This is a genomic window from Streptomyces sp. NPDC040410 (genome assembly GCF_055595715.1).
The window spans coordinates 122,127-147,458 of record NZ_JBVIVK010000010.1; the positions used below are offsets into that span (position 1 = coordinate 122,127).

21 protein-coding genes and 1 pseudogene are annotated in these 25,332 nt (G+C 70.9%); 12 read left to right on the plus strand and 10 right to left on the minus strand.

Going from position 1 to position 25,332, the window contains the following annotated elements:
• Positions 1-132: 132 nt before the first annotated feature.
• From ACZ562_RS20940 to ACZ562_RS20955, 4 genes are all read left to right on the plus strand, one after another.
• Positions 133-1,713, plus strand: a complete 1,581-nt coding sequence (locus tag ACZ562_RS20940) for a flavin-containing monooxygenase (protein ID WP_471181152.1) — start codon at positions 133-135, stop codon at positions 1,711-1,713.
• Positions 1,710-2,627, plus strand: a complete 918-nt coding sequence (locus ACZ562_RS20945; RefSeq protein ID WP_471181155.1) for an alpha/beta fold hydrolase — start codon at positions 1,710-1,712, stop codon at positions 2,625-2,627. The genes ACZ562_RS20940 and ACZ562_RS20945 overlap by 4 nt, the downstream gene beginning before the upstream one ends.
• Positions 2,624-3,508 carry an SDR family oxidoreductase gene (locus ACZ562_RS20950; RefSeq protein WP_471181158.1) on the plus strand — a complete coding sequence of 295 codons (885 nt, stop codon included), beginning with the start codon at positions 2,624-2,626 and terminating at the stop codon, positions 3,506-3,508. Before ACZ562_RS20945 ends, ACZ562_RS20950 begins: the two co-directional genes overlap by 4 nt.
• A 91-nt stretch (positions 3,509-3,599) precedes the next feature.
• On the plus strand, positions 3,600-3,794 hold the full coding sequence (locus ACZ562_RS20955; protein WP_471181162.1) for a hypothetical protein: 195 nt from the start codon (positions 3,600-3,602) through the stop codon (positions 3,792-3,794).
• A 109-nt stretch (positions 3,795-3,903) separates the two neighbouring features.
• On the opposite strand, the gene ACZ562_RS20960 is transcribed toward ACZ562_RS20955, so the two are convergent.
• Positions 3,904-7,230: a S41 family peptidase gene (locus ACZ562_RS20960; RefSeq protein WP_471181165.1), complete on the minus strand. Its 3,327-nt coding sequence runs from the start codon at positions 7,228-7,230 to the stop codon at positions 3,904-3,906.
• 208 nt (positions 7,231-7,438) lie between these two features.
• Here ACZ562_RS20960 and ACZ562_RS20965 point away from each other — a divergent pair, with 208 nt between their 5' ends.
• The 5 genes and pseudogenes from ACZ562_RS20965 to ACZ562_RS20985 all read left to right on the plus strand — a co-directional run bounded on the left by ACZ562_RS20965 (position 7,439) and on the right by ACZ562_RS20985 (position 12,082).
• On the plus strand, positions 7,439-8,041 hold the full coding sequence (locus tag ACZ562_RS20965) for a TetR/AcrR family transcriptional regulator (protein ID WP_471181169.1): 603 nt from the start codon (positions 7,439-7,441) through the stop codon (positions 8,039-8,041).
• A gap of 121 nt (positions 8,042-8,162) precedes the next feature.
• Positions 8,163-10,412, plus strand: coding sequence for an MMPL family transporter (locus ACZ562_RS20970; RefSeq protein WP_471181172.1), 2,250 nt, complete (start codon positions 8,163-8,165; stop codon positions 10,410-10,412).
• Between the two features lie 163 nt (positions 10,413-10,575).
• Positions 10,576-10,797 (plus strand): annotated as a pseudogene (locus ACZ562_RS20975) (hypothetical protein); the annotation flags it as partial.
• Positions 10,798-10,856: 59 nt separating this feature from the next.
• Positions 10,857-11,702 (plus strand): EamA family transporter, encoded by an 846-nt coding sequence (locus tag ACZ562_RS20980; protein WP_471181174.1) that lies wholly within the window; start codon positions 10,857-10,859, stop codon positions 11,700-11,702.
• Positions 11,703-11,806: 104 nt separating this feature from the next.
• Positions 11,807-12,082, plus strand: a complete 276-nt coding sequence (locus ACZ562_RS20985; RefSeq protein ID WP_471181177.1) for a DUF1876 domain-containing protein — start codon at positions 11,807-11,809, stop codon at positions 12,080-12,082.
• Positions 12,083-12,333: 251 nt separating this feature from the next.
• Here ACZ562_RS20985 and ACZ562_RS20990 read toward each other — a convergent pair whose 3' ends face one another.
• From ACZ562_RS20990 to ACZ562_RS21015, 6 genes are all read right to left on the minus strand, one after another.
• Entirely contained in the window at positions 12,334-13,503 is a 1,170-nt protein-coding gene (locus ACZ562_RS20990; protein WP_471181179.1) for a serine hydrolase domain-containing protein, read from the minus strand.
• Between the two features lie 74 nt (positions 13,504-13,577).
• Positions 13,578-14,024 carry an organic hydroperoxide resistance protein gene (locus ACZ562_RS20995; RefSeq protein WP_471181182.1) on the minus strand — a complete coding sequence of 149 codons (447 nt, stop codon included), beginning with the start codon at positions 14,022-14,024 and terminating at the stop codon, positions 13,578-13,580.
• A gap of 110 nt (positions 14,025-14,134) precedes the next feature.
• The gene (locus ACZ562_RS21000) at positions 14,135-14,605 is read right to left on the minus strand and encodes a MarR family winged helix-turn-helix transcriptional regulator (protein WP_471181184.1); all 471 of its coding nucleotides are present in this window, start codon (positions 14,603-14,605) and stop codon (positions 14,135-14,137) included.
• Positions 14,606-14,615: 10 nt separating this feature from the next.
• Positions 14,616-15,383 carry an energy-coupling factor ABC transporter ATP-binding protein gene (locus ACZ562_RS21005; protein ID WP_471181187.1) on the minus strand — a complete coding sequence of 256 codons (768 nt, stop codon included), beginning with the start codon at positions 15,381-15,383 and terminating at the stop codon, positions 14,616-14,618.
• Positions 15,371-16,132 (minus strand): cobalt ECF transporter T component CbiQ, encoded by a 762-nt coding sequence (cbiQ, locus tag ACZ562_RS21010; RefSeq protein WP_471181190.1) that lies wholly within the window; start codon positions 16,130-16,132, stop codon positions 15,371-15,373. The genes ACZ562_RS21005 and cbiQ overlap by 13 nt, the downstream gene beginning before the upstream one ends.
• Position 16,133: 1 nt before the next feature.
• Positions 16,134-17,177, minus strand: a complete 1,044-nt coding sequence (locus ACZ562_RS21015; protein ID WP_471181192.1) for an energy-coupling factor ABC transporter permease — start codon at positions 17,175-17,177, stop codon at positions 16,134-16,136.
• A gap of 168 nt (positions 17,178-17,345) precedes the next feature.
• Between ACZ562_RS21015 and ACZ562_RS21020 the strand changes: the two genes are divergently transcribed.
• The gene (locus ACZ562_RS21020) at positions 17,346-17,696 is read left to right on the plus strand and encodes an SsgA family sporulation/cell division regulator (protein WP_471181195.1); all 351 of its coding nucleotides are present in this window, start codon (positions 17,346-17,348) and stop codon (positions 17,694-17,696) included.
• A 22-nt stretch (positions 17,697-17,718) separates the two neighbouring features.
• Here the strand turns inward: ACZ562_RS21020 and ACZ562_RS21025 are convergent, their stop codons facing one another.
• Both ACZ562_RS21025 and ACZ562_RS21030 read right to left on the minus strand, forming a co-directional pair.
• Positions 17,719-19,380, minus strand: a complete 1,662-nt coding sequence (locus ACZ562_RS21025) for a penicillin-binding transpeptidase domain-containing protein (RefSeq protein ID WP_471181197.1) — start codon at positions 19,378-19,380, stop codon at positions 17,719-17,721.
• A gap of 162 nt (positions 19,381-19,542) precedes the next feature.
• The gene (locus ACZ562_RS21030; RefSeq protein WP_471181200.1) at positions 19,543-21,171 is read right to left on the minus strand and encodes a penicillin-binding transpeptidase domain-containing protein; all 1,629 of its coding nucleotides are present in this window, start codon (positions 21,169-21,171) and stop codon (positions 19,543-19,545) included.
• 392 nt (positions 21,172-21,563) lie between these two features.
• Here ACZ562_RS21030 and ACZ562_RS21035 point away from each other — a divergent pair, with 392 nt between their 5' ends.
• The gene (locus tag ACZ562_RS21035) at positions 21,564-22,637 is read left to right on the plus strand and encodes a PP2C family protein-serine/threonine phosphatase (RefSeq protein WP_471181202.1); all 1,074 of its coding nucleotides are present in this window, start codon (positions 21,564-21,566) and stop codon (positions 22,635-22,637) included.
• Positions 22,638-22,696: 59 nt separating this feature from the next.
• Positions 22,697-22,915 (plus strand): hypothetical protein, encoded by a 219-nt coding sequence (locus ACZ562_RS21040; RefSeq protein ID WP_471181204.1) that lies wholly within the window; start codon positions 22,697-22,699, stop codon positions 22,913-22,915.
• A 229-nt stretch (positions 22,916-23,144) separates the two neighbouring features.
• On the opposite strand, the gene ACZ562_RS21045 is transcribed toward ACZ562_RS21040, so the two are convergent.
• The gene (locus ACZ562_RS21045) at positions 23,145-25,262 is read right to left on the minus strand and encodes a SpoIIE family protein phosphatase (protein ID WP_471181538.1); all 2,118 of its coding nucleotides are present in this window, start codon (positions 25,260-25,262) and stop codon (positions 23,145-23,147) included.
• Between the last annotated feature and the right edge of the window lie 70 nt (positions 25,263-25,332).

Below are 25,332 nucleotides of genomic sequence, written 5' to 3' on the forward strand. Positions count from 1 at the left end.
GGTACCTGCGGCGGAGCCACTGATGGCCAGTGTTCTGCGTCCGACCCCTACCGATCAGTACGGTGCTGCCCTACCCTCCCATTGCGCCAGTGTTCACTGGCATGGTCCGAGGCGACGCGTGGAGGCTCCGGGATGGCCGAGCACGAACACGAACATGTACGGGTGGCGGTGGTCGGGTCCGGGTTCGGCGGGCTGGGCGCCGCCGTCCGGCTCAGGCGCGAGGGCGTCACCGACTTCGTCGTCCTGGAGCGGGCGGGCAGTGTCGGCGGCACCTGGCGGGACAACAGCTATCCGGGATGTGCGTGCGACGTGCCGTCCCACCTCTACTCGTTCTCCTTCGCACCCCATCCCGACTGGCCCCGCACCTTCTCCGGGCAGGAGCACATCCGCGCCTACCTGGAGCACGTCACGGACGTCTTCCGGCTGCGCCCGCACATCCGCTTCGACTCGGAGGTGAAGCGGATGACCTGGAACGGCGAGCGGTTGTGCTGGGACATCGAGACCAGCAGCGGCAACCTCTCCGCCGATGTCGTCGTCTCCGCGACCGGGCCGCTGTCCGACCCGAGGATCCCCGACATTCCCGGGCTGGACTCCTTCCCCGGCACGGTCTTCCACTCCTCCCGCTGGGACCACGACTACGACCTGCGCGGCAAGCGGGTCGCCATGGTCGGCACCGGTGCCTCCGCGATCCAGATCGTGCCGGCCATCCAGCCGGAGGTCTCCCGGCTGACCCTCTTCCAGCGCACCCCGCCGTGGGTGATGCCCCGCGTCGACCGCGCCATCACCGGAGCGGAGCGGTGGCTGCACCGGCAGCTCCCCTTCACCGCCCAGGCCCGTCGCGGACTCCTGTGGGGCATCAGGGAGTTGCAGGTCCAGGCGTTCACCAAGCATCCCGACGAGCTCGGAATCATCGAGCAGTTGGCCAGGCGCAACATGGCCCGTTCCGTCAAGGACCCGGCCCTGCGTGCCAGGCTCACACCCGGCTACCGCATCGGCTGCAAGCGGATCCTGCTGTCCAGCGAGTACTACCCGGCGCTCGTGCAGCCCAATGTGGACGTGGTCGCGAGCGGGCTCGCGGAGATCCGTGGCTCGACCGTGGTCGCCGCCGACGGCAGCGAGGCCGAGGTCGACGCGATCGTCTTCGGCACCGGCTTCCGCGTCACCGACATGCCGATCGCCGAGCGGGTGGTCGGCGCGGACGGGAGGACACTGGCCGAGACCTGGAAGGACGGCATGGAGGCCCTGCGCGGCGCGTCGGCGGCGGGCTTCCCCAACTGGATGACGATCATCGGGCCCAACACCGGCCTGGGGAACTCGTCCATGATCCTCATGATCGAGTCCCAGCTGAACTACCTGGCCGACTTCGTACGGCAGCTCGACGTCCTCGGCGGCCGCGCCGCCCTCGACGCCCGCCCGAGCGCCGTGCAAGCCTGGAACCGCCGGGTGCAGGAGCGGATGAGGCGCACGGTGTGGAACACGGGCTGCTCCAGCTGGTACCTCGACGCCGACGGCCGCAACACGACCATCTGGCCCGGTACGACGACCGAGTTCCGGCGTGCCACCCGCAGGGTGGATCTGATGGAGTACGAGGTCCTGCGCGTGCCCCCGCAGAAGCAGCCGGCGAAGACCGGCAGGACGAGCAATGCCGACAAGACCGATAAGACCGGCAAAGCAGACAAAACAGACAAGACAGACAAGGCGGTGACCGCGTGAGCCGCCTCAGCCACGTGGCCTCCGGCCCCTACGCCCCGCCCGCCCCCGCCCGCGAACTCACCGCCGTCTCCACCGGTGGCGCCCGTCTGCACGTCGAGGTGCACGGCCCCGACGACGCCCCCGCCGTCGTCCTCGCGCACGGCTGGACCTGCTCGACCGCCTTCTGGGCTGCCCAGATACGGGAACTGGCCGCCGACCACCGGGTCATCGCCTACGACCAGCGCGGCCACGGACGCAGCCCGGCGAACCCCGCCTGCAGTGCCGAGGCGCTCGCCGACGACCTCGAAGCGGTACTGGCCGCGACGCTCGCGCCGGGCGAGAAGGCCGTGATCGCCGGTCACTCGATGGGCGGGATGACGGTGATGGCCGCCTCCGGCCGCCCGGCGTTCAGGGAGCACGCCGCCGCGGTACTGCTGTGCAGCACGGGCAGTTCGCGGCTGGCAGCCGAGTCGCTGGTGGTGCCGATCCGGGCGGGCCGGTTGCGGACCCGGCTGACGAAGCAGATCCTCGGTTCACGGGCGCCGCTCGGGCCGGTCACACCGCTGGCGCGGCGGATCCTCAAGTACGGGACGATGGGCCCCGGTTCGGCCCCGCACATGGTGGAGGCGTGCGCCCGCATCGTGCACGCGTGTCCCCGCAAGGTGCGGTACGCCTGGTCCCAAGTGCTCGAACTGCTCGACCTCGACCACGCCGTACGGGAGCTGACGGTGCCGACGGCCGTGGTCGTCGGCACGGCGGACCGGCTGGCCCCGCCGGTGCACGCGCGCTCGCTGGCCGCCGCGCTCCCGGACTGCCTGGGCGTGACCGAGCTGCCCGGGCTCGGCCACATGACGCCGGTCGAGGCGCCCGAGCTGGTCAGCGGGAAGATCCGGGAACTGGTCACCGCGTACGCACTCGTGAAGGAGGGCACATGAGCAGGGTGAGCCTGGAGGGACAGGTCGCGGTGGTCACCGGGGCCGCGCGGGGCGTGGGCGAGCTGCTCGCCCGCAAGCTGTCGGCGCGCGGCGCCAAGGTGGCGCTGGTCGGCCTGGAGGCGGACGCGCTCAAGCAGGTCGCCGAGCGGCTGCACGGCGACAGCGGCCACTGGTACGCCGACGTCACCGACCAGGAGGCGATGACCCGGGTCGCGCGGGAGGTCAAGGAGCGGTTCGGGAAGGTCGACATCGTCGTCGCCAACGCGGGTGTGGCGACCGGCGGTCCCTTCGTGGACTCCGATCCGGAGTCCTGGCGGCGGGTGATCGAGGTCAACCTGATCGGTTCGGCGGTGACGGCCCGCGCCTTCCTGCCGTTGCTGATGGAGAGCCGCGGGTACCTGCTCCAGATCGCCTCGCTCGCGGCGATCACGCCGGCGCCGATGATGACCGCGTACTGCGCGTCCAAGTCCGGGGTGGAGGCGTACGCGCACAGTCTTCGGGCCGAGGTCGGCCACAAGGGCGTCCGGGTCGGCGTCGGTTATCTGTCGTGGACCGACACCGACATGGTGCGCGGGGCCGATCAGGACGACGTCATGCGGGAGTTGAGGCAGCGGCTGCCGTGGCCGTCGAACAAGACGTACCCGCTGGGGCCGGCGGCCGACCGGATCGTCGCCGGAATCGAGCGGCGGTCGGCGCACGTCTACGGGCAGTGGTGGCTGCGCGGGATGCAGGGCGTACGCGGCGGTCTGCCCGGGCTCATCGGGACGGCGGGGCAGCGGGAGATGCGGCGGTTCGCCTCGCGGCTCGACGGGATGCGGACCGGACTGGTCGGGGCGGGCGGGGCGGCCGACGAACAGGCCAGGGCTACGCACCGTAACTGATCGAAATGCGCTCTGTGTCCGCCCGTGTGAATCTGGTCGAGGCCCCGCTCCGGGGCCCCAACCCCCTCACCCACCACGGGAGTGAACCCACATGGGTACGAAGGACAAGTTCCAGGACCAGTCCGAGCAGTGGCAGCAGCAGGCCCGCGAGAAGATGGACCAGGCCAAGGAGCAGGCCCAGCAGCGTGGCCGCCGCCGTGAGCGCGACGAGGACCCCGAGCGCATGCGCCCGGAGGACGAGGACCGCCTTGACGAGGACCGCCTCGACGAGGACTTCGACGCCTAGTCGCCGCGCTCGGTCTGAGCCATGACGTGGGGTGCCCTTCTTCGGGAGGGTGCCCTGCGTTTTCTTTGAGTGCGGCCTCGCGCCCCTTGGGGGTCGGGCCTGCCGCCTGTCAGAGGCGCGGAGGTAGCTTCGGCCGCGAGCCGTCGGGTACGCGGCTGTGGTCCGGGGGTGTCGCCGGAGGGTTCGTCTTCAGTAGATCCAGGGCGAGTTGGACCGCGTCGTCCAGCTGGGCGTGGCGGCCCTCGGCCCAGTCCAGGGGGGTGCGGAGAATCTCCAGGTCCGGGATCACCCCGCGGTTCTCGACCGACCAGCCGTACGCTTCGAACCAGGCCGCGTTCATCGGCACGGTGATCACCGTGCCGTCCCCCAGCCGGTGACGGCCCGTCATGCCGACCACCCCGCCCCAGGTGCGCTGGCCGACGACCGGGCCCAGCTTCAGCAGCTTGAAGGCCGCTGTGATCATGTCGCCGTCCGACGAGGTCGCCTCGTCCGCGAGCGCGACCACCGGGCCGCGCGGGGCGTTCGAGGTGTACGACACCGGCTGGGCGTTGCGGGTCAGGTCCCAGCCCAGGATCCTGCGGGTCAGCTTCTCGATGACCAGTTCGCTGATGTGGCCGCCCGCGTTGCCACGCACGTCCACGAGCAGCGCGGGCCGTGACACCTCCATGCGCAGGTCCCGGTTGAACTGCGCCCAGCCCGAGCCGCCCATGTCGGGGATGTGCAGATAGCCGCAGTGGCCGCCGCTCAACTCGCGTACGACCTCCCGGCGTTTGGCCACCCAGTCCTGGTAGCGCAGCGGCCGCTCGTCGAGGAGCGGGACCACGGCGACCCGCCGGGACGGTCCCTCGCCCTCCGTGGAATCGGAGGGGCCCGACGGGCCTTCCTCGGAAGGGTGGTGGTGGGCGACGGTTCGGGCGAACGTCAGCTCCACCGTCGTACCGCCCGCGCCCGCGAGGAGCGGAAAGGGCCCGGTGACCGGGTCCACCGGGCGGCCGTCGACGTGGGTGAGGACCGCGCCCTCCCGGATGCCCGTGCCCGCCAGCGGCGAGCGGGCCCTGGAGTCGGACGAGTCGCCGGGCAGGATCCGCCGGATCGTCCAACCCTCGTCCCGCCGCACGAAGTTGGCGCCGAGCAGCCCTTGCCGGCGCTGGTAGTGCGGTGGTCCCTCGTTGCGGCGGGCGGCCGTGACATAGGCATGGGAGGTGCCCAGCTCGCCCAGGACCTCGCGCAGCAGGTCCGCGAACTCGTCCGGGGACGCGACCCGTTCGACCAGCGGCCGGTACTGGTCGAGCACCGCGTCCCAGTCGATCCCGCACATCCCCGGATCCCAGAAGTACGTCCTGATCAGCCGGCCCGCCTCCGCGTACGACTGACGCCACTCGGCGGCCGGGTCGACTCGGTGCAGGATGCGGCGCAGGTCGATCCAGACCGTCGTGTCGACGTCGCCCGGCTCGGTGGCGGGCACCGCCCGCAGGTCGCCCTCGTCGACCACGACCAGCCGCGATCCGTCGCCGCTGACCGCGAACCAGTCCAGGTGCCCCACCAGTTCGGACTTCTTCGCCTTGCTGATGCTGAAGTGCTCCAGGGTGGGCCGCCCGCTGGTGTCGTCCGGATTCACGAACGTCTCGCCCAGCGCGCCCGAGATCGGCCAGCGCAGCCACACGAGACCGCCGCCCGCGACCGGACACAGCGACGAGTACTTGGAGGCGGTGACCGGGAAGGGTGTCACCCGGCTCTCCAGCCCCTCGATCTCCACGGTCACCGCGCTGCCGTCACCGGGCTCGTCGTCCTCGACCGGGTCCAGGCCCCCCGCGGCCGGACGGCCCTCGGGGTTCAGTGCGAAGGGGGAGGGGGTGGCCGAGGAGAGCGGAACCAGGTAGGGGCGGCAGCCGAGCGGGAAGGACAGGTCGCCGGTGTGCACGTCGTAGACCGGGTCGAAGCCGCGCCAGGAGAGGAAGGCGAGATAGCGGCCGTCCCGCGTGAACACCGGGTTCTCGTCCTCGAAGCGGCCGTTGGTGACGTCGACGATCAGCCGGTCCCCCTTTCCGATTCCGGAGATGCGCGCCATCTTGATCTGCCGCAGGGAGCGGCCGATCCCGGGGTGCGACCACGTCAGCCACGACCCGTCCGGGGAGAAGGCGAGGTCCCGCACCGGCCCGTTGATGGACCGGATCAGCTCGGTGACCTCCCCGCCCGGGTCCTCCGTGCCCGCGGCGGCAGCCGCTGCATCGGACACGGAGAGGAGGAGCAGCCGTCCGTCGTGCGAGGCGATGGCGAGGCGCTCGCCCTGCGGGTCCGACACCAGCTCCAGGACGCGGCCCAGCTTCCCCGACGCCGGCCGCCGGGGCTCACGGTCACCCGTCGCCCGCGGCAGAAACGCGATCTCGACCGCGTCCTCGCCCTCCGCGTCCGTCACATAGGCGACCCGGCCGGCGGAGCCGAGCATCTCCGGGAGCCGGACCCGTACACCCGGTGTGTCGGTGATGGTGCGGGCGGGGCCGTCGCGGTGGGTGAGCCAGTACAGGCTGCCGCGTACGACGACGGCGCTTGCGCGGCCCGTCTCGTCGACCGATATGCCGTCGACGTGCTGGGCGGCGGGCACGTGGTACGTACGGCGTCCCGCGCGCGGGCCGCTCAGTCGTACGTCGAGCTTGCGCGGGACGGAGTCCGGGGCCAGGTCGTCGGCCATCCACAGGTCGCCCCCGCACTGGTACACCACCCGGGTGCCGTCGCTCGACGCGTGCCGGGCGTAGAAGGCGTCGTGGTCGGAGTGCCGGCGCAGGTCGGAGCCGTCGTACGCGCACGAGTAGAGGTTGCCGATGCCCTCGTGGTCGGAGAGGAAGGCGATCCGGCCGGCGACGAACATGGGGGAGTGCAGGTGCCCCTGGAGGTCGGCCAGCAGCCGTTCGCCGTGCAGCCAGAGGCGGCCCATGGCGCCGCCGCGGTAGCGCTTCCAGGCGGCCGGTTCGTGCGGCGGGGAGCCGGTGAGCAGGAGGGTCCTGCGTTCGCCGTCGAGGTCGGCGACCTGGATGTCGGAGACCGGGCCCCAGGGGAGCTTGCTGCCGGGGTCGCCGTCGGTGGGGACCTTGTAGGACCAGGTGAAGTGCGAGAAGGGCTGGCCGTGGGAGGCGACGGCGAGGATCTGTCCCTCGGGCGTCCAGCCGCAGACCTGGGTGTCGGCCGAACCCCAGTAAGTGAGCTGCCTGCCCGGCCCGCCGTCCACCGGCACGAGATGGATCTCCGGAACCAGGCTGCGCCAGCTCGTGCAGGCGAGGTGGCGGCCGTCGGGTGAGAAGCGGGGATGACCGATCTTGGTCCGGTCGACGGTCAGCCGCCAGGCGCGGCCGGGTGTGTCGAGGGGGGCCAGCCAGAGGTCGTCCTCGGCCACGAAGCACAGCAGGTCGCCGCTCAGATGCGGAAGGCGCAGATAGCTCACCCACCCATGCTTCTCCCGCGGGGTGAACCGGGGCAACTCGTGCGCAATCCACCCCTCGTGACGCCTCGGGTGACCTGGCGGGGGCCGCGTGGTCCGGACGGGGGCCGGCGTGACCCACAACACGAACGAAACAGTTTCGTTTCGTTTGCGGATGCGCTACATTCGTCACGTACGAAACCGTGTCGTTCGGAGCGGGAAGGTGAGGGACATGACCGAGGTCGCGACGACTCGTCGCAGTCGTATCACCCCCGAGCGCGAGGCCGAGCTGTACTCGGCCGTGCTCGACCTGCTCCGGGAAGTCGGCTACGACGCCCTCACCATGGACGCCGTGGCCGCCCGCACCCGGTCCAGCAAGGCGACCCTCTACCGCCAGTGGGGCGGAAAGGCCGAGCTGGTGGCGAAGGCCGTGCGGCACAACAAGCCGGGCCTCTCCTCCGACGAGATCGACACCGGGTCGCTCAGGGGCGACCTGCACGCCCTCACGCTGCGGTCGGACGACTGCCAGATGGAACAGGACTCCGCGCTGATGCGGGGCCTGGCCATGGCGGTACACGGCAACCCGGACCTCCTGAAGGCGTTCCGGGAGCACCTGATCGAGCCGGAGACGGCGGAGTTCCGCCGCGTGCTGCAACGCGCGGTCGACCGGGGTGAGGTCCGCGCGGACAACCCGGCGATCGGGTTCGTGATGCACATGATGATCGGTGGCTTCGCCGCCCGCACGATGATCGACGAGAAGCCGCCGACGCAGGCCTTCCTCCTCTCCTACATCGACGCCGTGGTCCTCCCCGCCCTCGGCGCGCCCACCGCCTGACCATCCCCGCGCACAGAACCTGACGCGACCGCTCACGTCGTCGGGCCGATCACCCCTGCCTCCCCGCCGGGCTGATCACCCTGCCCCGAAGAACCCACGACCTGACCGGGAGTACGCCCTCGTGGCCACGTTTCTCTACAAACTCGGCCGGCTCGCCTTCAGGCGACGGCATTTCGCCGCCCTCATATGGGTGGCCCTGCTGACGCTCGCGGGCGTCGGCGCGGCCAGCGCCCCCGCTGCGGGCAACACGTCCTTCTCCGTCCCGGGCACCGAGGCGCAGAAGGCCTTCGACCTGCTGGAACAGCGTTTCCCCGGGATGAGCGCCGACGGCGCCACGGCCCGCGTCGTCTTCAAGGCACCCGCAGGAGAGAAGACGACGGACCCCGCCCACAAGAAGACCGTGGAGAGGACCGTCGACGAACTGGCCGAAGGCTCCGAGGTCGCCTCCGTCGCCGACCCGTACCAGGCCGAGGCCGTCAGCAAGGACGGCACGATCGCCTACGCGTCGGTCAAGTACAAGGTCTCCGGCATGGAACTGGAGGACGCCACCCGGGACGCCCTGGAGGAGGCCGCGCAGGACGCGCGGGATGCCGGGCTGACCGTGGAGGTCGGCGGTGACGCGCTCCAGACGACGCCCGAGACCGGCGCCACGGAGGTCATCGGCATCGCGGTCGCCGCGGTCGTCCTGGTCATCACCTTCGGCTCGCTGATCGCGGCCGGCCTGCCGCTGCTGACGGCGCTCGTCGGCGTCGGCATCGGCGTCTCGGGGATCACCGCCCTCGCCAGCACCCTCGACCTGGGCTCGACCACGTCGACGCTGGCCACGATGATCGGCCTGGCGGTCGGCATCGACTACGCCCTGTTCATCGTCTCCCGCTACCGCGCCGAACTGGCCGAGGGGCGCGAGCGTGAGGAGGCGGCCGGCCGGGCCGTCGGCACCGCGGGCTCGGCGGTGGTGTTCGCCGGCCTCACGGTCGTGATCGCGCTGGTGGGCCTGTCCGTCGTCGACATCCCGATGCTGACGAAGATGGGCGTCGCGGCCGCCGGTACGGTCGCCATCGCGGTCCTCATCGCGCTGACGATGATCCCCGCGCTGCTCGGTTACGCGGGCCGGAAGGTCAAGCCGGCGGGCGAGAAGAGCAGGTTCCTGGGCGGCGCCCGCGCCGCGCGGAAGGCCGCTTCGGGCAAGGCCAGGCCCAACATGGGCACGCGCTGGGCGAGCTTCGTCGTACGCCGTCCGATCGCCGTCCTGCTCCTCGGCGTCGTCGGCCTCGGCGCCGCCGCCGTCCCCGCGGCCTCCCTGGAGCTGGGCCTGGGGGACGACGGCTCGCAGCCGACCTCGACGACGCAGCGCAGGGCGTACGACCTGCTGTCCGAGGGCTTCGGCCCCGGCTTCAACGGCCCCCTGATGGTCGTCGTCGACGCGAAGGCGAGCGACGACCCGGATGCCGCGTTCGCCAAGGTCACCGATGAGATCAAGGGCCTCAAGGACGTCACCACCGTGACGCCGGCCGCCCCCAACAAGACGGGCGACACGGCGACGATCACCGTCATCCCGGACTCCAAGCCGTCGTCGGTGACCACCGAGGACCTGGTCCACGGCATCCGGGAGGCCGGCACGGACATCAAGGCCGCCACGGACGCGGACGTGCTGGTCACCGGCTCCACGGCCATGAACATCGACGTCTCGCAGAAACTGAACGACGCGCTGATCCCGTACCTGGTCCTCGTGGTGGGCCTGGCGTTCCTGCTCCTGATCGTGGTCTTCCGCTCCCTCCTCGTCCCGCTGAAGGCGGCCCTCGGCTTCCTGCTCAGCGTGATGGCGGCCCTGGGCGCCGTGGTCGCGGTCTTCCAGTGGGGCTGGCTGGCCGGCCTCATGGGCGTCGAGGAGACCGGCCCGGTCATGTCGATGATGCCGATCTTCATGATCGGCGTGGTCTTCGGCCTCGCGATGGACTACGAGGTGTTCCTCGTGACCCGGATGCGAGAGGCGTACGTCCACGGCGAGAAGCCGGGCCAGGCGGTGGTGACCGGCTTCAAGCACGGTGCCCGGGTCGTGACGGCCGCCGCGGTCATCATGATGGCGGTCTTCGCCGGCTTCATCGGCTCCAGCGAGTCCATGATCAAGATGATCGGCTTCGGCCTGGCCATCGCGGTCTTCTTCGACGCGTTCATCGTGCGGATGGCGATCGTCCCCGCGGTCCTGGCCCTGCTCGGCAAGAAGGCGTGGTGGTTGCCGAAGTGGCTGGACCGGGTGCTGCCGAACGTGGATGTGGAGGGGGAGGGGTTGCGGACGCCGGCCGGCCCGTCCGGCTCGGGCGACCCGAAGGACGCGGATCCCGATGAGGAACGGGAACTGGTGAAGGTCTGAGTGCTCAGACCTCGGCGGCCCCCGGTCCGACGGTGTGCTCACCGCACCGCCGGACCCGGGGCCGCGTACTGCTCCGGCACATCGAGCGTCACCCGCCCATGGCTGCGGCCCGGTCCCGTGACCCAGTCGCATGTCACCTACACCCACCACTACCGTGCCGTGCATGACGACGACCGACAGCGGCACCGACCCCGATGCCGACGCCCATAGGAGCACCGGCATCGCCCCCTGCACCGCCCCCCACCACTCCGGCGCTCACCCCCGATTCGTCGACACCCCGCGCGAGTTGGGCATTGAGGGGCTGACCTCCCGTATACGGCGATTTCCGCACGCCACCCGTACCGCCGCCGAGGCCGCCGCGGCGATCGGGTGTGAGCCCAGTGAGCCCGAGACGCTGGTCGCCCATGCCGGCGGCACCCTCGTGGACGTTCGCGAGCGGACCTCGTGACCCCGCTGGTCACCGCGGCCGTCCTGCTCGCCGCGGTGACGCACGCAACCTGGAACGCGATCGCCCACCAAATCACGGACAAGCTCGTCGGGTTCACCCTCATCGCGGGCGGGGGGATGCTGATCGGGCTGGCGATGGTGCCGGTCGTGCCGTTCCCGGCGGCGGGCGCGTGGCCGTATCTGATCGGCTCGGCAGTCATCCACGTCGCCTACTACGTGCTGCTGATGAAGTCGTTCCGCCTGGGGGACTTCGGACAGGCGTATCCGATCGCGCGCGGCACCGCGCCCCTGGTGGTCACCCTGCTCGCCGCCGTCTTCGCCCACGAGGTCCCCGACGGGTGGGCGGCGGCAGGTGTCGCACTGTCCTGCGCGGGGTTGACGGGTGTCGCCCTGTGGGGGCTGCGCGGGCACCGGCCCGACTGGGCCGCGATCGGGGCGGCGTTTGCGACGGGGCTGACCATCGCCGCGTACACGGTCGTCGACGGGCTGGGGGTGCGCGCCTCCGGTACGTCGCTCGGGTACATCGCCTGGCTGATGGCGGTGGAGGGCGTGGCGATCCCGGCGTACGCGCTGTATCGCCTGCGGGGTCAACTCCTCCCCGTCCTGCGGCCGTTCGCCGGCGCCGGGCTGCTCGGGGCGGCGCTCTCCGTGTCCGCCTACGGTCTCGTCCTGTGGGCACAGACGAAGGCGGAGCTCGCCCCCATCGCCGCCCTGCGCGAGTCCTCGATCATCGTGGGCGCGGCGATCGGAGCGGTGTTCTTCAAGGAGCGGTTCGGGGCGCCCCGGATCGCGGCGGCCGGCCTGCTGGTGGTGGGCATCGGGCTGATGCTGCGCGCGGGGTAGTGCCCGCGCGACCTCTGCGCCGTCCCCGGTTCCCGGGTGCCGCGATGGTGCGTACGGGCCCGTCGAGGAGCACCCTGGAAGCAGGTGTTCCGGAGGTGATCGTCATGATGCACACCACAGTGGGTTGGCACGTCGAGCTCGAGTTCCAGGAGGACGATCAGCACACGCGGGCGGTCGCGCTGGTGCGGTTGCCCGACGGCTCGGAGGTACGGACGCAGGGGCATGCCAGCCGGCACCACTCCGACACGAATCAGCCCAGAGTCGGGGAGGAGATCGCGGGGGCCCGGGCGCTCAACGAGCTGGCGATGCAGCTGTTGACCAAGGCGCACGGGGAGATCGACCAGGCGTCGGGGCGGACCTCGCATTCGATCAACGTCTGAATCGGCGAGGTCTGAATCGGCGACCGCCCCGGGCCCGTCCTTCCACACGGACTTCGCCCGCCGCGCGCCTTGGTACCGGCAGGCACTGGCCGAGTCCCCCTGCATCTTGCACCTGTACCGGATCGGCCACGTGGTGATCCCGGCTGCCGGAAGGTGCGGTCGTCAGCCGCGGAAACGCGTCAAGCCCGCCGCCGCGAGGCAGGTGGGAGTCTGCCGGCTTCAGCCGGGAGAGCGCGTCAACGAGCCCGTCCTCAGCCCGAGGCGGGCAGTGCCTGGCGTACCGCCCGTATCAGGGCCTGGGCCCTCGGGTCCGCCGTCACGCTTTTGCGGAAGCCGTTCGTCACGTAGCCGAAGGCGATGCCCGCGGACGGGTCGGCGAAGCCGAGGGCGCCGCCGCGGCCCGGGTGGCCGAAGGAGCCGGGGGACAGCAGCGGGGACGCGCTGCCGTGCAGCATGTAGCCGAGGCCGAAGCGGGTGCCCACGACCAGGACGCGGTCGGTGCCCGCGGAGCGTTCGCCCCGGGCCAGCTCCACCGTCTCCGGCGTGAACAGGCGTACCCCGCCGTCCACTTCGCCGATGAGCGACGCGTAGAAGCGGGCCAGTCCGTCCGCCGTGGCGATGCCGTTGGACGCGGGCAGGACCGCCGCGCGGTACGCGGGGTCGTTCTCGTCCGGCAGCGGGGTGATCGCGGCGAAGGCGCGGCGGGTGAGCGACTCCGGGTCGGCGTAGGCCTCCGCGACCGCCCGCTTGGGACGTGTCCTCAGCCCGCCCGCGGTCTGAGGTGCCTCGATCTGCGCCACCCTCCCCACGCGCGGGCGCTCACCGTCCGGCAGCCCGAGCCACAGGTCCGCCCCGGCCGGCCCGGCGATCTCGTCGGCGATCCACTCACCGGCCGAACGGCCCGTCACCCGCCGTACCAGTTCGCCCGTCAGCCAGCTGTACGTCTGCGCGTGGTACCCGTGGTCCGTGCCCGGCTCCCAGGCCGGCGCCTGCGCCGCGACCGCCTCGGCGCCGAGGACCGGGTCGGCGGCCTGCGCGGGTGTCAGCGGCCGGTCGAGCACCGGGACGCCCGCGCGGTGCGCGAGCAGGTGCCACACCAGCGTCCGCTCCTTGCCCGCGGTCTTGAACTCCGGCCAGTACGTGCCCACCGGCGCGTCGAGGTCCAGCTCGCCGCGCTGGTGCAGCAGCAGGAGTACGGCGGCGGCGACCCCCTTGGTCGCCGAGCGCACGATCTGGGCCGTGCCCCGCTCCCAGGGCCGCGTGCCGTCGACGTCCTTCGTACCGCCCCACAGGTCGACGACCTTGTGCCCGTCCCGGTAGACGACGACCGCCGCGCCCCGGTCCCCGAGCACCTCGAAGTTCCGCGCGAACGCCTCCCCGACCGGCTCGAAGCCCTCGGCCACTGTGCCGTTCACGTCCACGTCCGCGCTCCCTTTTCGCTTGCCTCCGACGGTGGGTGCAACACACACGTACAGGCTGCGATTCCTCCGGGCGGCTACCCCAGCAGGATCGTTACGTCGATGTTCCCGCGGGTGGCGTTCGAGTACGGGCAGACCTCGTGCGCCGCGTCCACCAGCCCCGCCGCGATGTCCGGGTCGAGGACGGGGAGCGAGACGCTGAGGGCGACGGCGAGGCCGTAGCCGCGCTGCTTGTTGGGGCCGATGCCGACCTTCGCGGCGACCGTGGACCCGGTCAGGTCGAAGCCGGACCGGCGGCCGACCAGGACCAGCGCGTTGTGGAAGCAGGAGCTGTATCCGGCCGCGAACAGCTGCTCCGGGTTGGTTCCGTTGCCGTCGCCGCCCAGCTCCGGCGGCATCGCGACCTTCAGTTGGAGCCGGCCGTCCTGGCTGGTGACGTAGCCATCCCGGCCGCCGTGCGCGGTGGCCTCGGCGACGTAAACGATCTTCGACGGACGGGTGTCGACAGCGGTGTCCTCGGTCATGGCCGGCTCCCCCCGGGGAAAACAGGTGCGCGCAAGTACATCGTGCACAAGGTACTTGCCGGTAGGGCAGTTGGCATTACCAGGGGGTAGTAACCGCGGGTAAGCCGCGATCAGCGCGTGCGCTCGGCCGCCGTCTCCGCCCGTCGCGCGAGCCCCAGCAGCTCCTCGCGCAGCCGCGCGACCTCCGCCCCGTCGAGCCCCGCCGCCGCGAGCAACGCGCCCGGCACGCACTCCGCGCGCTCCCGCAGTTCCTCCCCACGCCCCGTGCACGCGACGAGCACCGACCGTTCGTCGTGCGCCGCACGCTCCCGGCGCACGAGTCCCGCGCCCTCCAGCCGCTTCAGCAGCGGCGACACCGTGCCGTAGTCGAGCCGCAGCGCCGCGGCCAGCTCCTTGACCGTGGTCTCGCCCCGCTCCCACAGCACCAGCAGGACCAGGTACTGCGGGTAGGTGAGACCGAGCTCGTCGAGAAGCGGACGGTACGCGGCCGTCACGGCGCGCTGGGCGGCGTACAGCGCGAAGCACAGCTGCTCGTCGAGGAGCAGCGAGGCGCCCCCGGTGGTGGTCTCCTCGTTCGTCACGCGCCCATTGTCACGGACGCCCGCCGGCCGCCGTCGCGGAACGCGGATCGAAGCCGAACGGCAGCTCCAGCCGGTGGGCGCGCATCAGCTCGTCGTCGGCGAGCAGCTCCGCCGTCTTCCCGTCCGCCGCGATAGTGCCGTCGCTCAGGATCAGCGAGCGAGGGCACAGTTCCAGTGCGTAGGGCAGATCGTGCGTGACCATCAGCACCGTCACGTCCAACGAACGCAGGATGTCGGCCAGTTCGCGGCGGGAGGCGGGGTCGAGGTTGGAGGACGGCTCGTCCAGGACGAGGATCTCCGGCTCCATGGCGAGCACGGTCGCCACCGCCACCCGGCGCCGCTGCCCGAACGAGAGATGGTGCGGGGGCCGGTCCTTGAACTCCGCCATGCCGACCTGCGCGAGCGCCCGTTCCACGCGCTCCTCCAGCTGCGGCCCCTTCAGCCCTGCCGCCGCCGGCCCGAACGCGACGTCCTCGCGGACGCTCGGCATGAAGAGCTGGTCGTCGGGGTCCTGGAAGACGATGCCGACCTTCCGCCGGATCTCCGCCATGTGCTGCCGGCCGACGGGCAGCCCGGCGACGTGCACCGTGCCCGTGCCGCCGCTCAGGATGCCGTTGAGGTGGAGGACGAGGGTCGTCTTTCCGGCGCCGTTCGGCCCGAGCAGCGCGACCCGCTCGCCGCGCCCGATCGAGAAGTCCACGCCGAACAGGGCCTGGTGCCCGTCGGGGTACGCGAAGGCCAGACCGGCCACTTCCAGTGAAGGTGTCACAGGGCCCATCCCAGCAGACAGACGACGAGGGCGGCGAAGGGGAGGGCGAGGGCGTACGACCACTGCGCCCGGGACGCGGTCACCTCGTCGATGACCGGCATGGAACCGGCGTAGCCACGGCTGACCATGGCCAGGTGCACGCGCTCGCCGCGTTCGTAGGAGCGGATGAACAGCGCGCCCGCGGACTTCGCGAGCACGCCCCAATGCCGTACCCCCCGGGCCTCGAAGCCGCGTGACTCCCGCGCGATCCGCATGCGCCGCATCTCGTCGGTGATGACGTCGCCGTAGCGGATCATGAAGGACGCGATCTGCACCAGCAGCGGCGGCAGCTTGAGACGTTGCAGGCCGAGGAGGAGTTCGCGCAGCTCGGTGGTGGCGGCCAGGAGTACGGAGGCGGCGACGCCCAGGGTGCCCTTGGCGAGCACGTTCCAGGCGCCCCACAGCCCGCCGACGCTCAGCGACATCCCGAGCACCTCGGCCCGCTCGCCCTCCGCCACGAACGGCATCAGCACGGCGAACGCGACGAACGGGACCTCGATCAGCAGCCGTTTGAGCAGGAAACCGGCCGGCACGCGGGCGACGTACGCGACGACGCCCAGCAGCACGGCGTACAGACCGAACGCCCACATCGCCTCGCGCGGCGTCGACACCACGACCACCACGAACGCGAACGTCGCGGCGAGCTTGGTGTGCGGCGGCAGACCGTGCACCGGCGAGTGCCCGTGCCGGTAGAGCCTGTGTGCGTGTCCGGCGCCCATGTCAGACGCCCGTGCTCACGGGAGAGGCGTCGCTGCTCCGGCGCCTGCGTACCGCCCAGAACACCGTGCTGCCCGCCACGACGGTGACGCCGACGCCGATCACGCCCGCGAGACCGCCGGAGAGCCGGGCGTCCGCGACGTCCTCGACGCCGTAGTCGGCGAGCGGCGAGTCGGCCGCCGCGTGCTCCTCGGTCTTCTCGTCGATGCCCTGGTCGGCGGCGACCTTCTCCAGCCCGTCCGGGCTCGCGGACGCGTAGAAGCTGACGAACCCGGCGAGCACGAGGGAGGTGACCAGGCCGGCCGCCCACAGCTTGCGGTGCGACCGGGCGGCGACAGGGACGGGCTCGGCGGCGGGCACGTCGACGAGTTCGCCGTTCACCCGCAGCTTCAGCTTCTGCCGCAGGCCGCGCGCCCCGTACACGAGGTCCGGGCGTACGGCGACGACGGCGCCGACGGTCAGCGCCGTGATCGTGGCCTCGCCGATGCCGATGAGGACGTGCACGCCGATCATCGCGGTCGCGACCTTGCCGATCGAGACGTCGGTGGTGCCGCCGACCGCGTAGATCAGCGTGAAGGCGACGGCGGCGGCCGGAACGGAGACGAGAGCGGCGACGAAGGAGGCCACGGTGATCGAGCGCCGCTTGCGTGGCAGCACCTTCACCAGGCCACGGAAGACGGCGTACGCGACGACCGTCGTGACGATCGCCATGTCCGTGATGTTCACGCCGAGCGCGGTCAGGCCGCCGTCCGCGAAGAGGATGCCCTGCATGAGCAGGACCACGGAGACGCAGAGGACCCCTGTGAAGGGGCCGACGAGTATCGCGGCGAGCGCGCCGCCGAGCAGATGTCCGCTGGTTCCCGCGGCGACGGGGAAGTTCAGCATCTGCACGGCGAAGATGAACGCCGCGACCAGACCGGCCAGCGGCGCGGTGCGTTCGTCGAGTTCGCGCCGAGCGCCGCGCAGGCTCACGGCGATGGCGGCAGCGGCGACGACTCCGGTCGCGGCGGAGGCCGGGGCGTTGATGAATCCGTCAGGCACATGCACCGTTCGATGATAGTGGCTTGTTGCGAACTCCTTGCAAGAGCGAGGAGCTCGTGCATCATGCATGTGAGATCTGCGACGGCAGGGGGCGCGATCCGGAAAATATGCGACATTGGAGAGGAAGCGGATGCTCAGCTTTCGCACAGGTCGCGCAGCGTAAGGGGCCGTCGGATGTCTGTAGTCGAACAGTACGCTCGAGCCCACATCGTCACGGACGCGGACATCCCCGAGGACGAGGCCGTCCCGGTGGTCCTGCGGTACGACCCGGATGCCGACCCGCGCTCGGTGCGTGTCGGCCTGCCCGGGACCCATGAATGGACCTTCTCGCGGGCGCTCCTGGAGCAGGGCCTGCGCGCCCCTGCCGGCAGCGGGGAGGTCCGCGTCTGGCCGTGCGGGCGGGTGCAGGCCGTCGTCGAGTTCCACTCGGCGCAGGGAGTCTCGGTGGTGCAGTTCGAGAGCAAGGCGCTGCTGCGGTTCCTGCGGCGGACTTACCTGGCCACAGCGCAGCCGGTACGGCGCTGATCAGCCGCCGGTGCGGTGGTGATCAGCCGCCCGTTCTCAGCAGGGCCGCCACGATCGGTCCCGCCGTGTCCCCGCCGTGTCCGCCCGCCTGGACCACGCCCGCGGCCGCGAGGTCGCCCCGGTACGCGGTGAACCAGCCGTTCGGCTTCTTCTGGCCGTCGACCTCCGCTGAGCCCGTCTTGGCGCCGTAGTCGGGCCCGAGGCCGGACATCGCCTCCGCCGCCGTACCGTACGCCGCCGTGTACCGCATCAGCTCGCGCAGCTGCGACAGGGTGCCCGCGGACATCGTGCGCGAGGCTGTGGCCAGCGTCCGGTCGTCTGCCTTCGGGGACACCAGGTACGGCTGGTGGAAGGTGCCCTCCTTGACCGTCGAGGCGACCGACGCCATGTTCAGCGGGTTCATCCGGACCGCTCCCTGACCGATGAGCTCGGCCGCCATCTGGGCCGCCGACTGCACCGGCACCGAGCCGTCGAAGGACGGGACACCGATGGCCCAGTTGTTCAGGCCCAGCCCGAAGACCTGCTGCGCCTGCTTCGTCAGGTCGTCGTTCTCCAACTCGGGCGCCTGGCTGATGAAAGCGGTGTTGCAGGAGCGGGCGAAGCTCGCCTTGAAGGTGCCGCCCGTGATCGAGAACTTGTCGTCGTTCTGGAACTTCCAGCCGCCGTAGGTGAAGTACTTCGGGCACGGGTGCGCCTCGTCCGACGACGCGAGGCCCTTCTCGATCAGCAGCGACGAGGTGATGACCTTCATGGTCGATCCGGGGGCCAGCGAGCCCTGGAGCGCCGTGTTGAAGCCGTGGCCGGTGTTGGCCACCGCGAGGATCTCGCCGGTCGACGGGCGCATCACCACCACCGACGCCCGCTCCTGCTTCATCACCTGGCGCTCGGCCGCCGCCTGCAGGGAGGGGCTGAGCGTCGTCTTCACCGTGCCCGGTGTGCCCTTGCTCAGCTCCACGAGCGTCTTGTCGGACGACTTCGACGACTTGCGCCGGACCACGCGCAGCTCGATGCCCGCCTTGCCGCCCGCGGTTTTGCCGAACTTCTCGCGCAGCCCGTCCAGCACCGTGCCCAGCGACGGGTACTCGGCCTCGGTGATCGCACCGCCGTCCCGGTCGACCGCCTTGATCGGCGGCGTGCCGGACGCGCCGGTGACCAGGGTGTCGCCGTCCTTGAGGTCGGGGTGGAGAACGGCGGAGTGCCAGTCGACCAGCGGCTTGCCGTCCCTCACCCGCCGGACGACCGTCAGCGCACTGTCGTACGTGAGCGGCTTGCTGGTGCCCTTGTACGACACCGTGGCCCTCACGGAGAAGGGAACCTCGGTGCCGGTGCGGGTGCCGGGGGTGATCGTGACGTCCTTGATGCGGGCGTCCTTGGTGTAGCCCTTGAGCAGGGTGGTGGCCGCCGTCGAGTCGTTGGTCGCGGCCGCCGCCCGGGTGACCCGGCCCTGCTGCCAGGCGGCCAGGAAACGCTCGGCGGTGGATTTCACCTCGGTCGCCGACAGCGGACCGGTCTTGACGGCATTCGCCTTCCGGGCGGCGGAGGACGTGCCGTCGTCGGCCGCGGCCCCGCCGCCGTACAACGCGTAGGCGCCGAAGCCGGCGCCGCCCACGACCACGGCGATCATCCCGCCGACCACGGCGGGTCTCGTCCTCCGTCGCTCGGCGACGCGCCTTCTCTTGCCCACAGCCTTCGATCCTCCGCGAATCCCCGGGTCCCGGCAGCCCTCGTCGTCCCCGTTGTGCCCGTTGTGCTCGTTGTCCCCATGCACCCCAACGACGGCAACCACCCTAGAGTCCCGTCCTGAGAGGGTGACGTCAGCCTGCTGTGACGTCGCACTCGTCCGGTGTCAGCCTCCGGCGGCCAGGACCGCCCGCACGATCGGGCCCGCCGCGTCGCTGCCGTGCCCGCCCTGCTCGGTCATGGCCGCCGCCGCCATGTCGTCGCGGTAACCCGTGAACCAGGAGTTGGACACGGCCTTTCCGTCGACCTCGGCGGAACCCGTCTTCGCGCCGATGCTGCCGCTCAGCCCCGACATCACACCGGCCGCGGTGCCGCTGGTCGCGGTGCGGTTCATCATGGCGCGCAACTGGCCGACCGTGTTCGCCGACAGGCCCCGTGCCGTGGCCGGTTCACGGTCGTCGAGGCTCAGCGGAACGATGACCGGCTGCCTGAACCGGCCCGTCATCGCGGTCGCCGTCACCGACGCCATGTTCAGCGGGCTCATCTGGATCTGCCCCTGGCCGATCAGGCCGGCCGCCGTGTCAGGGCCGCCGGAGGCCGGGACCGAGCCGTCGAAGGACGGGATGCCTACCTTCCAGTTGTCGCGGCCGAGCCCGAAGCGGTCCTGGGCCTCCTTGGTCAGCGAGTCCACCTCGACCTCGTCCGCGAACTTCACGAAGGCCGTGTTGCAGGATCGGGCGAAGCTCTCCGAGAGGGTCGCCTTCCGGTTCGGGGCCAGGCCCTTGAGGTTGTGGAACGTCTGGCTCTGCCAGACCGCGTCGGGTGGGCAGGGCGCCGGGCCGTTCGCGGAGGTGAGCCCGAGGTCGATGAGGGTCGCCGCGCTGACGATCTTCATCGTGGAGCCGGGGGCGACCTCGCCGAGGAAGGCGGCGTTCCACCCGTCCGTCCGGTTGTTCGCCACCGCCAGCACCTCGCCCGTGCTCGGCTTGACGGCCACCACCGACGACTGTGCGTACCGCGTCACCGCCTTCTCGGCCGCCGCCTGGGCGCTCGCGCCGAGCGTGGTGGGCAGCTTGCCGGCCTTGCCCTTGGCCAGGGTCAGCAGCGAGGTGTCGGCCGTGTCCCCGGTCTCGTGCCGGATCGACAGCTCGACGCCGGGCCTGCCGCCCGCCTTGTCGCCGTACTTGGCGCGCAGCTCGTCCAGGATCGGACCGAGGGAGGGGTACTTCTCCCTCGTGAGTACGGTCCCGTCGCGGTCCACCGCCTCGATGGGCGGGCTGGCCGAGTCGCCCGTGACGAGCGTGTCGCCCTTGCGCAGTTCGGGATGGACCACGGACGGCTGCCAGTCGACCAGCGCCCGCCCGGTCGTCATCCCGCGTACGACGGTCAGTTCGCTCTTGTACGCCAGCGGCTTGGACTTCCCGTCGTACGACACCGTCGCCCGCACCGAGAAGGGCACGGTGCCGCCGGCCGCCGGACCCGGCGTGATCTTCACGCGCGTGATGTGCGCGTCCCGGCTGTAGGACGTCAGCGCGGTCTCGGCCGCAGCGTCGTTGTTCGTGTACGACGCGGCAGTCGCCGCCTGCCCCTTCTCCCAGGCCGCGAAGAACTTGGCCGTGGCCTCCTCGACCTCCGCACCGCTCGGCGGGCCGGACTTCACGGGCGCGGGGCCGCCCGCTCCCGATCCCCCGTCACCGTTCAGCGCGGACACGATGTTGAATGCCCCGTAGCCCGCCCCTCCCACCATCACGGCGAACACTCCACCGACGACGGCGGCTTTGACCCCCTTGCGCATGACTCGGTCCCCTCCCCGTTTTCAGTCCTCGCACTGTAGGTGGCGTGAGGGGACCCTGTGAGGGGAGTTTCCGGAAGTTGTACGCACGCGGATCGGCCATGCGGCCGGCCCCGGGAGTCGGCCGCATACGTGAACACCGGTCGTAGACCGGGACAGCAGGTGCTTGTGTCAGCCGGCCATGATGCTGCCGAACCGCGGGTATCCGCTGGTGGAAATGCCGACGGCGGACGGGCTGAAGGAGACGGCTCCGCCGGTGCCGATCGCGATGAGTGGAGTCGTGAGCCTCAGCGAGGCAGGCTTGGTGCATGAAGTCGCTCTTGCGATCACCCCCTATGCCAGGAGCGGGCCGTCACAGCCGGGTCCTCTTCACACTGATGCAGTGTGGTCCCTTCTTGATCGCGCTGGCCGTGCTGGTCATCGAGCTCACGCCCAGCCACTTCATCTATACCGGCCCCTTTCTCACCGCGGTCCCGGCCCTCGCGGCGGTGACGATGGGGCCCAAGGGCACCACCGCGGCGGCGGCTCTCGCGCTGGCGATCAGCGTGACCACCGCGACCTACAACGGGGCATGGGGCACCCTGATGGTGTATACCAATTTCCTGGCTCTGGTCCTCGTCTCGGTGGCCGGTTTCATTACCAGCAGCGCTGTGCAGACGCGCAGGCAGAGAGAGCTCGACCAGGTCCGCCGGATCGCCGTGGCGGCCCAGGAGGTCGTGCTGCGGCCCGTACCCGCACGACTGGGCCCGGTACTGGCGGGCAGCATGTCCCTTGCGGCGGGGACGGGGGCACGGGTGGGCGGTGATCTGTACGAGGCCGTGCAGACGCGGTACGGCGTCCGGATGATCGTGGGGGACGTCCGCGGCAAGGGGCTGGCCGCGGTGCGAGCCGTCGCGGTGGCCTTGGGTGCGTTCCGGGAAGCCGTGCACTATGAGGATGAGCTCGTGGAGGTCATGAACCGCTGCGCGGCCGCGCTGCGACGGGAAATCGCCGTGCCGGGTGCTTATGATCAGGAAGTTCTGATGGAAGGGTTCACCACGGCGCTCATCGCACAGGTGCCGGACGAACCCGTGGTGCAGCTGGTCAACCGTGGGCATCCGCCGCCGCTGCTGCTGCACGAGGGCAGGGCTACGACACTGATGCCGTCCTCGCCCTCGCCGCCTCTCGGGCTCGAAGGCCTCACCACCGACCTCCCCGCCAAGCCTGAGAGCTATCCGTTCGTCCCCGGTGACCGTCTGCTGCTGTACACCGACGGCGTGATCGAGGCCCGCAACCGCGACAGCGAGTTCTTCGCCCTGCCGGAGGCCATGGAAGGGATAGGCGCTGCCACCACCCCGGCAGAATTCCTGGAGCAACTGCACCAGTCGTTGATCCGCCATTCCGAGGGCGACTTGGCGGACGACGTGGCGATGATCCTCGCCGACCGGCTGAACGGCGAACCTGGGGGCCGAGGCGGCGACACCCACTGACACCGACGACGACCACGAGGGCAGGTCATAGTCGGCGTAACGCCTGGCGGTACCGGTGGATGGATGACAAGCCTGCCTTCCGCGACAGCGTCCGTCGGCTCCTCCCGCCCGGCGGGACGTTCTGGGCCGTCACCGAGATCGCCGGCCGCCGCGACGAATCCGATCCCCTTACGTACCTCGGGATCACTGCTGCCGAGGTCGAGACGCTCACCGCGGGCTGGCCCATCGTCCGTACGGCCGACCTCGACGTGCTCCGCTGCTACGCCGTGCGCCCCTGAAGCCCACCTGCAGGCGTGTTGGACATCGAGCGCCAGCTCCTTGACGCCTGGACCCATACGGCAACCATCATCTCGCCCGTGCCACCGAGATTCCCGGAGTGGAGCACCTCGCTTGGGGTACTGGCGCACCACCAGGCCCTCGACGAGGAGATCCTCGGTGACCTCACGGGGTGTCGGTTCTTGGAGCCGGTTGGGCGTCGTGGCGGCGGCACGCGTCGCACAAGTCGTCCTACTGCGGTCCTTTCGGCGGGCTGACCTGGGCGAGGACGAGGACGGTGTCGTCAGTGGGGGTGGCCGGCAGCAGATGCGCGAGGATGTCGTCCGCCGTCTCCTCCAAAGTTCCAGTAGCGCCGGCCAGTTGGGTGTGGAGTGCCCTGACGCCCTCGTCGATGCTCTTGCCGCGAGCCTCGATGAGGCCGTCGGTGTAGAGGGCCAGGGTGTCGCCCTCCTGGAGTTCGATCTCGAGTGTGTCGAAGGGGAAGCCGCCGACACCGAGGGGAACCCCGAGCACGTTGTCGATAATCCTTACCGTGCCGTTCGGCTCGCGTAGGAGAGGCGGGGGGTGGCCGGCGTTCGCGATGCAGGCTCGGCCCGTTCCGGGGTCGTAGTGGATGTAGAGGCAGGTCGCCAGTTCGATGCCCGCCTCCTGGGCGCAGGCGTCGAGCTCCATGAGGAGATCGTCGGGTTCCAGGTTCTGGCGGGCCAGCGCCTTGGTGGTGATCCGCAGCCTGCCCATCGCCGCGGCCGCCGGAACGCCGTGTCCCATGACGTCGCCGACCACGAGAGCCACCCGGCCGCCCGGCAGGTCGATCACGTCGTACCAGTCACCGCCGACCTCCGTGAGGTGGCTGCCGGGGAGGTAGCGGTGGGCGATGCGCAGGGACGGGCTGGTCGCCAGGGCGGTGGGGAGCAGGGCCCGCTGGAGAGTGAGAGCGATCTCCTGGACCTGGCTGTAGAGGCGTGCGTTGTCCAGGCACAAGGCGGCGCGCGAGGCGAGTTCGCCGGCCAGGCTGAGGTCCTGCTCGGTGAAGGCCGGGCGGTCGGCGGAGCGGCCGAACATGGCGATTCCCTGGACTGTGCCCCGGGCGATGAGGGGAGCGATGAGGAGGCTGGTCAGGCCGCTGTCGATCAGCAACTGGCTGCGGGCCTGGTGGATCACGGTCCGTGTCATGAACTCCTCGTCCACGGGGACGCAGACGGGCAGGCCCGTTGCCACCATGTCGTGGATCGTGGAGCCCGGCGGGTACGTCACGCGCTCCAGTCCGCCGACGAGTTCGGGAGCCGGAGGCGGCAGACTGGTGCCCGAAGCGATCCGGCGCGTGACCAGGGGCATGTTCGGGTCCAACACCTCGGGCTCGTCCATCCACTCCACGACCTCCACGACGGAGGCGTCGGCGAACTCCGGAACAGCCGCTTCGACCAGCTCACGGGCGGTGACGTCCACGTCCAGTGTGGTGCCGATGCGGGCCGTGGCCCTGTCCAGCAGAGCCAGCCGCTGCCGTCCGGCCGCCGCTTCCACGATGGCCTGCTCACGGTCGGTGACGTCCACGAGGAGGCCGCCCAATCCCGGCCGCGTATCGCCTGCCTGGCTCAAGGGGAAGAAGCTCACCGAGCGCACCTGGTCCCGGTCGGGACGCCCCGGCGTGCGCAGAACGACCAGCGCGCTCACGACAGGCCGTCCCTCGTCGGCGACGGCGCGCAGCATGCGCTGGTACTCGCCTCCATCGGACGTGATCATGAAGTCTTCCATGCGGCGCCCGATGTGGTCCTCGATCGGGATCCCGTCCATGTCGGCGAGGGCCTGGTTGAGGTGCACGTAGCGCAGGTCCTCATCGAGCATGACGAGGCCGATCGGGCACGTCTCGAAAAGCGCGTCGAGGAAGGTGAGGTTGGTCTTCACCCGGTCGAGTTCGTCGCCCCTGCTGGCCAGGCCGACGATGACGGAGCGGCCTTCGTGGTCCGTCACCGGGAAGACCCGGAATCCGCAGTCGAAGATCGTGCCGTCCTGATGCACGGCGGGCATTCTTACCCGCCAGTAGCCAAGGGTGCGACCTCGTTCCGCGAGCCGTTCTGCCGCACTGGTCCCGTCCACGGGGGCGGCGGGAAAGAGGGTTGCGGCGGGCTTGGACAGCACGTCCCCGGCCTCATATCCGAAAAGCCGCCGCGCACCGGGTCCCCAGTAGCAGATCCTGTCCTCGTTATCCATCCCCAGCACGGCAACGGCGACGTGCTCCAGCAAGGTTCCCGGCTCCGACCAGAGCGGCCCGGGAGCCTGCTCTTCCCCCGGTGGATGCGATGACACCAGGCGCCCTTTCCCGCACACATGCGACAGCCGAGTGCGCCACACGCGGCGGACAGGGCTCTCACGTCCATTCTGCTCGCCGAGATGCTGCACGGCCATGCGGCCGACCGGCACC

Coding starts and splice junctions, on each gene's coding strand:
- ACZ562_RS20940 (WP_471181152.1), top strand. CDS start 133: ATGGCCGAGCACGAACACGAACATGTACGGGTGGCGGTGGTCGGGTCC.
- ACZ562_RS20950 (WP_471181158.1), top strand. CDS start 2,624: ATGAGCAGGGTGAGCCTGGAGGGACAGGTCGCGGTGGTCACCGGGGCC.
- ACZ562_RS20955 (WP_471181162.1), top strand. CDS start 3,600: ATGGGTACGAAGGACAAGTTCCAGGACCAGTCCGAGCAGTGGCAGCAG.
- ACZ562_RS20965 (WP_471181169.1), top strand. CDS start 7,439: ATGACCGAGGTCGCGACGACTCGTCGCAGTCGTATCACCCCCGAGCGC.
- ACZ562_RS20985 (WP_471181177.1), top strand. CDS start 11,807: ATGATGCACACCACAGTGGGTTGGCACGTCGAGCTCGAGTTCCAGGAG.
- ACZ562_RS20995 (WP_471181182.1), bottom strand. CDS start 14,024: ATGACCGAGGACACCGCTGTCGACACCCGTCCGTCGAAGATCGTTTAC.
- ACZ562_RS21005 (WP_471181187.1), bottom strand. CDS start 15,383: ATGGGCCCTGTGACACCTTCACTGGAAGTGGCCGGTCTGGCCTTCGCG.
- cbiQ (WP_471181190.1), bottom strand. CDS start 16,132: ATGGGCGCCGGACACGCACACAGGCTCTACCGGCACGGGCACTCGCCG.
- ACZ562_RS21020 (WP_471181195.1), top strand. CDS start 17,346: ATGTCTGTAGTCGAACAGTACGCTCGAGCCCACATCGTCACGGACGCG.
- ACZ562_RS21030 (WP_471181200.1), bottom strand. CDS start 21,171: ATGCGCAAGGGGGTCAAAGCCGCCGTCGTCGGTGGAGTGTTCGCCGTG.
- ACZ562_RS21040 (WP_471181204.1), top strand. CDS start 22,697: ATGGATGACAAGCCTGCCTTCCGCGACAGCGTCCGTCGGCTCCTCCCG.